This is a genomic window from Alcanivorax sp. HI0044 (genome assembly GCF_001634945.1).
In genome coordinates this window covers 1-724 of record NZ_LWEZ01001145.1, presented here as the reverse complement: position 1 = coordinate 724, position 724 = coordinate 1, and the positions used below count along the sequence as shown (strand labels likewise).

1 protein-coding gene and 1 pseudogene are annotated in these 724 nt (G+C 57.6%); both read right to left on the bottom strand.

Translation table 11 applies throughout. From position 1 onward, the window contains the following. Window positions 1–201 (bottom strand): annotated as a pseudogene (locus tag A3730_RS14405) (30S ribosomal protein S6--L-glutamate ligase); the annotation flags it as partial. After that, a complete protein-coding gene (locus tag A3730_RS14400) occupies window positions 198–656 on the bottom strand; it encodes an ATP-dependent zinc protease (RefSeq protein WP_063519167.1) in 459 nt (152 codons plus the stop codon). The pseudogene A3730_RS14405 and the gene A3730_RS14400, both read right to left, overlap by 4 nt. Window positions 657–724: the final 68 nt, after the last annotated feature.

Genomic DNA, 724 nt, shown 5'->3' with positions numbered 1-724 from the left:
GGCGCCAATACGGGGAATCACCGCATCAAACCCTTCCAGCACTTCACCCTTGTAGTGAATTTCCGGCTTGTGAGCCACCATGCTCATGTAACAGCGCAGGGTGTCGATCACATGCATTTCATGGCCCGCTGCTTCGCCGGCTTCGACCATGCGTCGCGTGGAGTACAGGCGCTTGTTTCGGGAAAGAATCGCAATTTTCATGGTTGCTCTTTTGTGCCGCCAAGGAGGAATGACGCTGTCGGGTCCACGGTAATCAGGTCCATGGCGGTTCGTCCCAGCAGCATGCGGAATTTCATGTTTTCACGGTCGGTGAGGGTGATCTCGATGGGCCAACAGCGCCCGCCCAATGCAATCTCCGTGCGAATCACCGGACGCTCTTCCTTGTGACCACCGGAGTCGGTGACCACACGGCGATCCAGCACCGGGGCTTCGCATTCACGAACGGTATCCTGATCCTGAATCGGGTGAATACAAAAACGCACCCACTCGGCCCCGTCACGCTCAAAGGTTTCCACCTGATAGGCGTGCAACGCGGACGTGCGGGCACCGGTATCCACCTTCATCTTGATGGCGTCGATGCCCAACCCGGGCAACTGGGCCCACTCACGCCAACCAACGATCACCTTGTTGCCCGCCTGCAAATCCTTTGTTGCCATCAATCGCGTCCCAGCAATTCGATTTTGTAACCATCCGGGTCTTGAGCAAAGGCCAGCACCGTGGTGCC

Excerpts from the sequence above, each read along its gene's own strand:
- A3730_RS14400 (WP_063519167.1), bottom strand. The coding sequence starts at position 656 with ATGGCAACAAAGGATTTGCAGGCGGGCAACAAGGTGATCGTTGGTTGG.